The organism is Hafnia paralvei ATCC 29927 (assembly GCF_001655005.1).
Taxonomy (GTDB): domain Bacteria; phylum Pseudomonadota; class Gammaproteobacteria; order Enterobacterales; family Enterobacteriaceae; genus Hafnia; species Hafnia paralvei.
Genome location: NZ_LXET01000003.1, coordinates 24,831 through 31,025 on the forward strand (window position 1 = coordinate 24,831; position 6,195 = coordinate 31,025).

The following is a 6,195-nucleotide window of genomic DNA, read 5'->3' on the forward strand; positions in this document are numbered from 1 at the left end:
AACAGAGGTGACGACTATGACAACGCAACAAGGAATCGTCTGGATCGTAGATGATGACAGTTCCATTCGCTGGGTGCTGGAACGAGCACTGACCGGCGCGGGTATGCGCTGTGTCACGTTTGAGAACGGAAATCAGGTGCTAGATGCCTTAGCCACCCAAACGCCAGATGTTTTACTCTCTGATATTCGCATGCCGGGAATGGATGGTTTGGCGTTGCTTAAGCAGATTAAACAACGTCATCCGATGCTTCCGGTCATCATAATGACGGCGCATTCTGATTTGGATGCTGCGGTCAGTGCCTATCAGCAAGGGGCTTTCGATTATCTGCCAAAACCGTTTGATATTGATGAAGCGGTGGCTCTTGTTGAACGTGCAATCAGTCATTATCAAGAACAGCAGCAGCCAGCACGTAGTCAACCCGTAAACGATCCCGCAGCCGATATCATCGGCGAAGCGCCTGCTATGCAGGATGTTTTCCGCATTATTGGCCGCCTGTCTCGCTCTTCCATCAGCGTGCTGATTAACGGCGAGTCGGGTACTGGTAAAGAATTGGTTGCCCATGCTCTGCATCGCCACAGCCCTCGCGGAAAAGCGCCCTTTATTGCACTGAACATGGCGGCAATCCCTAAAGACCTGATTGAGTCGGAATTGTTTGGCCATGAAAAAGGGGCGTTTACTGGCGCCAATCAAATCCGTCAGGGGCGCTTTGAGCAAGCCGATGGCGGCACGTTGTTTTTGGATGAAATCGGTGACATGCCGTTGGATGTTCAAACCCGCTTGTTACGCGTGCTGGCAGATGGTCAGTTTTATCGCGTGGGGGGCTATGCGCCGGTAAAAGTGGATGTACGTATTATTGCCGCAACGCATCAAAATCTTGAGCAGCGCGTTCAGGAGGGGAAATTCCGTGAGGATTTATTCCATCGCCTGAATGTGATCCGTGTACACCTTCCGCCTTTACGTGAGCGCCGTGAGGATATTCCACGCTTGGCGCGTCATTTCTTAAAAGTTGCCGCTACCGAATTAGGCGTGGAAGCCAAAGTATTGCATCCCGATACCGAGCTGGCGCTAACGCGTTTGCCGTGGCCAGGCAACGTGCGTCAGTTAGAAAACACCTGTCGCTGGCTAACAGTAATGGCTGCGGGGCAGGAACTGCTCGTTCAGGATTTACCGAGCGAGCTATTTGAAACTAGCGTACCGGAAACCACGGGCGGAACATCTCCCTCTGGTCACTGGTCAGCCTTATTAGCCCAATGGGCAGAACATGCTTTACGTTCAGGGCATCAAGATTTGTTATCTGAAGCACAGCCAGAGATGGAACGTATTCTGTTAACAACGGCTCTGCGCCATACCCAAGGACATAAACAGGAAGCGGCGAGATTGCTTGGCTGGGGGCGTAATACCCTGACGCGTAAGTTAAAAGAGTTGGGCATGGAGTAATGTGACACGATCTATCGGTTGTGTGTTAATGAATGGTATCTGGTTAATAAAAATACAATCGAGCGCACAAAAAAAGAGCTGGTCAGATCTTTAACCGCACCGTGTGGATCGGTATGATCGTCGACACCGTTTTTGGAGGATTATGATGATCGATTCGCTGCTTGCCATGATCTCGCATGGTACTGAATTAAGCGCTGCGGCTGGGCACACCTCGCAGACTGCATTTGCTGCTGTATTATGCGCTGCGCTATTTAATTTTTTTGGTTAATTAATTTCACTTTCTTCCCCATCTCTGAAAGGGCGTTGTTCTAACAACGCCCTTTTTTGTTGGCACAATCTTTAAAATGCACTCTGATTAAGACGTAATTCGGAACCCTGTGTGTGCCTTTCGCTGTTATGCTGAAATGAAAGGGGCTGAATTATCAGACAATCTTGACGCGCCCCTCACTATAAAATCGCGGATCTCCAAGGAGCGAACATGAAACCTGCCATCGTGTTGTATAAAACACTGCCGGCCGATCTACGGCAGAAGCTCAACCAGTATTTTAACGTAACTGCCTTTGACGAGCTTTCTCATCAAACCTATCCCGCATTTTTACAGGCGCTGAAAAATGCTGAAGGGCTGATTGGCTCGGGTGGGCGCATTGATGCAGACCTGCTGGCTCAGGCGCCAAAACTGCGGGCGGTTTCAACGATATCGGTGGGTTACGATAATTTTGATGTCGATGAGATGACGCGCCGTCATATTTTACTGATGCATACGCCGACGGTGTTAACTGAAACTGTGGCAGACACGCTGATGGGCTTGATGTTGGCAACGGCTCGCCGCATTCCCGAGTTGGATGCGTGGGTACGCGCAGGTCATTGGAATGATAGCCTTGATGCGAAGTATTACGGAACAGACGTTCACCATAAAACCATCGGCATTCTTGGCATGGGGCGTATCGGGATGGCATTGGCGCAGCGTGCCCACTTTGGCTTTGGTATGAAGGTGCTTTACAACACGCGTACGCCAAACCTGGAAGCCAACCAAAAATATGCGGCTCAGCATTGCGATTTGGACACGCTGTTGACGCAGTCTGATTTCGTCTGCATTACGCTGCCGCTGACGCCACAAACGCACCACATGATTGGGCGTGAACAATTAGACAAAATGAAAAAGAGTGCCATTTTAATCAATGCAGGGCGCGGTCCTGTGGTTGATGAAGATGCACTGGTTGAAGCGCTTAAAGATGGAACAATCCTTGCGGCCGGCTTAGATGTTTTCGAGCGGGAACCTTTGCCAAAAGACTCTGAGCTAATGACGCTCAAAAATGTCGTGCTAGCACCCCATATTGGCTCTGCGACACATGAAACTCGTTATGGCATGGCGGAGTGCGCAGTAGATAACTTAATTGCGGCATTGACGGGAACAGCAATGGAAAACTGCGTGAATCCGCAGGTGGTGCATAAAAAATAGAAATTATTAGGGCAGGTTTAACCTGCCCATAACATTTTTATTTACCCAACCATTTGAACTATAAAGAATAATACTGCTCTTTGACCTTCTGCCAATCTTCAGGAGGAATGGGGGACAAATATTTTTCTAACTGCTTAAAATCGTGCAGTACCGCCTTTTGTCTAACCCAGCGGCGGCGGCTTTTTTCTAAGTCCAAAAATCCAGCCAATACTTCACCACGGCTCTTCACATAAATATGACGCACGTAGCAGCAGCCATGCTGGCGATTAACGCTATGCATTTTTTTGAAAGCAACGGCGATCTGTTTAAACATTTCTGCCTTTACTTCAGGACTGCAGTCGAGATGCATATTTTGTTCATACCAGTCACCAATGCTGACGAAATCCTTCATATCTTCCGTCACCAATAATGCACGCCACTCACCGTTAATTTGTAACGCTTTGCCATAAACGATTTTGGGAACAATCACACCAGCCGCGGCGAGTTCATCAATGACTTGAATCTCACGCACAATCGTTGGGCGACCAAACGGATAACGTAGCGAGTGGAATAGGTGCGCTACCTGACGTTTTACATAGAGCGTTTTTCCGTCACGTTCGATGCGCTGAACGCCACTCATACCTTTGCGCCGTTCGTTGGGCTCTTCGACCCAATCACCTTCGGTTGCCCACCAGCGCTGAAACTCATCTAACTCTTTTTTCGATGCCATACTCGCCCCTCGCGAGAAATTTTCTTCACTTAATCACTGTTTGGACATCCCTAAATCCACAGGAGAAGATACCAAACAATGAAATAATAATCACAACAACTAATAGTTAACTTAGCTTAAAGGGCTATGTTTACCAGCGCTCTCCTCGCTATTTATTGTTTTGTAGGAATTATTGTTTTGTAGAAAACTCGCGCGGTGTAATGCATGAGGCATGTGATTGGAAGAAGAGAGAAATCGAATTAGCGGACAGCAAATATCCAATTTGCAGTTTTAATAGGTGAAACGTTTCATAATGGCAGCGGTTATGTGGTTTACACCACAGTTGTATGCAGCGGCTTTTGCGAGAATCTGCAGTAACTATAAGTGGTTATGACATTTTCATGGACCACTGGCGAGCAAGTCATATGCCGCCTTTTATTACCTGTTAATCAAGGATGTGTACGATGAGCGATATCGCCCTTACGGTGAGTATGCTGGCGCTTGTTGCTGTTCTGGGATTGTGGATCGGCAATTGGCGTATATATGGTGTGGGGCTCGGAATTGGTGGTGTGCTGTTTGGCGGGATTGTGGTTGGTCATTTTGCACAATCGTATGATCTCAGTCTTAACGGCGATATGCTGCATTTCATTCAGGAATTCGGCCTGATTTTATTCGTATATACCATTGGGATTCAGGTCGGTCCTGGCTTCTTCTCCTCTCTGCGTGTATCTGGATTGAGGTTGAATGGCTTTGCCATTCTTATGGTGGTTCTGAGCGGTATCGTAACTGCGTTAGTGCATAAGATTTTTGATGTTCCTCTGCCTGTCATTTTAGGCGTATTTTCTGGTGCGGTAACCAACACTCCAGCGCTAGGTGCTGGGCAACAAATCCTGACTGATTTAGGCTCGGACCCTGCGTTAGTCGATAAAATGGGGATGGGCTATGCAATGGCTTATCCGTTCGGGATTTGTGGCATTTTGCTGGTGATGTGGATCCTGCGCTTAATATTTCGCATCAGTGTTGATGCTGAAGCTAAAGACTTTGATTCAAAAAATGGATTGAAGCATGAACTGCTGCAAACGATGAATATCTCGGTGCGAAATCCAAATCTCGCGGGGCTGCCTATCCGTGATGTGCCTATTATCAACAGTGATGAAATTGTTTGTTCACGCCTAAAACGGGGTGAACATTTGATGGTTCCCATGCCAAATACAATATTGGAGCTGGGAGATCTTATCCATTTGGTAGGGCAACGGCAGGATTTGGAAAACGCGCGTCTGGTGATCGGCGATCAGGTCGATACTTCGCTTTCCACACGTGGTACTGAGCTTCAGGTAAGCCGTGTCGTGGTGACTAACGAAAAAGTATTGGGCAAGAAAATCCGTGATCTGAATCTAAAGCAGAAGTATGACGTCGTTATTTCACGCCTTAATCGTTCCGGTGTAGAGCTGGTGGCGAGCAGCAATGCTAGTCTCCAGTTTGGCGATATTTTGAATTTGGTAGGGCGCCCTGAATCTATCGATCAGGTTGCAGATATCGTCGGGAATGCTCAGCAGAAGCTGCAACAGGTGCAGATGCTACCGGTATTTATCGGTATCGGGCTCGGTGTTTTGCTTGGCTCTATCCCGCTGTTTATCCCTGGGTTCCCTGCCGCGCTGAAGCTGGGATTGGCCGGTGGCCCTCTTGTCGTGGCATTAATCTTGGGACGTATCGGCAGCATCGGTAAACTGTATTGGTTTATGCCTCCAAGCGCTAACCTTGCGCTGCGCGAGCTGGGGATTGTGCTGTTCTTATCGGTTGTGGGGCTGAAATCGGGTGGGAACTTTATCGATACGCTGGTCAACGGCGATGGGGTTTCATGGATTGGCTACGGTATTTTGATCACCGCTATCCCGCTGCTCACGGCAGGTATTCTGGCTCGAGCCATGGCAAAAATGAACTACCTGACTATCTGCGGTATGTTGGCTGGCTCAATGACCGATCCTCCGGCGCTGGCTTTTGCTAATGGCCTACACCCCACTAGCGGCGCAGCAGCGCTGTCATATGCAACAGTTTACCCATTGGCGATGTTCTTAAGGATTATGTCTCCGCAGCTGTTAGCGGTGATTTTTTGGACAATGTAGTGGCATAAGCTCGGGTCTATGGAAGGGGCTTCTATGCTATCGCGTTGGATGCGTTTTTTACCGCGTCGGATGCGTTTTTTACCGCGTCGTTTGGCCGACCGGTCTCGGAGCGCACATCCTGTACGCCATCGACCTACCGCCATCTTCCCTGATGGCGGTTCTAGGATGCATTTCATCTAGGGTGTCTGAATTTATGCATCAACGGTGAAAGGTTTCGTCCGCCCGTTAGCATTTATGTGTCCATGACACCGCTGGCGTAGGCGTCCGACGAGAGGTTACCGGCGCGTAACCTCTCGACTCTCGCGCTTTTTACCGCGTCGCTTGGCCGACCGGTCTCGGAGCGCACATCCTGTACGCCCTCAACCTACCGCCATCTTCCCTGATGGCGGTTCTATCATGCATTTCATCTAACACGAAAAGACAAAATAATATTGTTTTGTCCTTTGTCTTTGTTTTTTTAATTGTTTAAGTCTTGGAAGGGAGAGCC

Annotated in this window: 5 protein-coding genes; 4 read left to right on the top strand and 1 reads right to left on the bottom strand. The window is 48.7% G+C overall.

Features of this window, described 5'->3' with window-relative positions; translation table 11 throughout:
- Positions 1-16: 16 nt before the first annotated feature.
- From glnG to ghrB, 3 genes are all read left to right on the top strand, one after another.
- Positions 17-1,438 carry a nitrogen regulation protein NR(I) gene (glnG, locus tag M988_RS00460; protein WP_008815627.1) on the top strand — a complete coding sequence of 474 codons (1,422 nt, stop codon included), beginning with the start codon at positions 17-19 and terminating at the stop codon, positions 1,436-1,438.
- 145 nt (positions 1,439-1,583) lie between these two features.
- A complete protein-coding gene (locus M988_RS22745) occupies positions 1,584-1,706 on the top strand; it encodes a YshB family small membrane protein (protein WP_004096782.1) in 123 nt (40 codons plus the stop codon).
- A gap of 210 nt (positions 1,707-1,916) precedes the next feature.
- On the top strand, positions 1,917-2,897 hold the full coding sequence (gene ghrB / locus M988_RS00465) for a glyoxylate/hydroxypyruvate reductase GhrB (RefSeq protein ID WP_064572461.1): 981 nt from the start codon (positions 1,917-1,919) through the stop codon (positions 2,895-2,897).
- A 58-nt stretch (positions 2,898-2,955) separates the two neighbouring features.
- Here the strand turns inward: ghrB and inaA are convergent, their stop codons facing one another.
- A complete protein-coding gene (gene inaA / locus M988_RS00470) occupies positions 2,956-3,606 on the bottom strand; it encodes a lipopolysaccharide kinase InaA (protein WP_039186048.1) in 651 nt (216 codons plus the stop codon).
- A 443-nt stretch (positions 3,607-4,049) separates the two neighbouring features.
- On the opposite strand from inaA, the gene M988_RS00475 reads away from it, so the two are divergent.
- Positions 4,050-5,708 carry a putative transporter gene (locus M988_RS00475; protein ID WP_008815624.1) on the top strand — a complete coding sequence of 553 codons (1,659 nt, stop codon included), beginning with the start codon at positions 4,050-4,052 and terminating at the stop codon, positions 5,706-5,708.
- The last annotated feature ends 487 nt before the right edge of the window (positions 5,709-6,195 follow it).

Bases quoted from the DNA above. Each gene is read 5' to 3' on its own strand.
- glnG (WP_008815627.1), top strand. From the start codon at position 17: ATGACAACGCAACAAGGAATCGTCTGGATCGTAGATGATGACAGTTCC.
- M988_RS22745 (WP_004096782.1), top strand. From the start codon at position 1,584: ATGATCGATTCGCTGCTTGCCATGATCTCGCATGGTACTGAATTAAGC.
- ghrB (WP_064572461.1), top strand. From the start codon at position 1,917: ATGAAACCTGCCATCGTGTTGTATAAAACACTGCCGGCCGATCTACGG.
- inaA (WP_039186048.1), bottom strand. From the start codon at position 3,606: ATGGCATCGAAAAAAGAGTTAGATGAGTTTCAGCGCTGGTGGGCAACC.
- M988_RS00475 (WP_008815624.1), top strand. From the start codon at position 4,050: ATGAGCGATATCGCCCTTACGGTGAGTATGCTGGCGCTTGTTGCTGTT.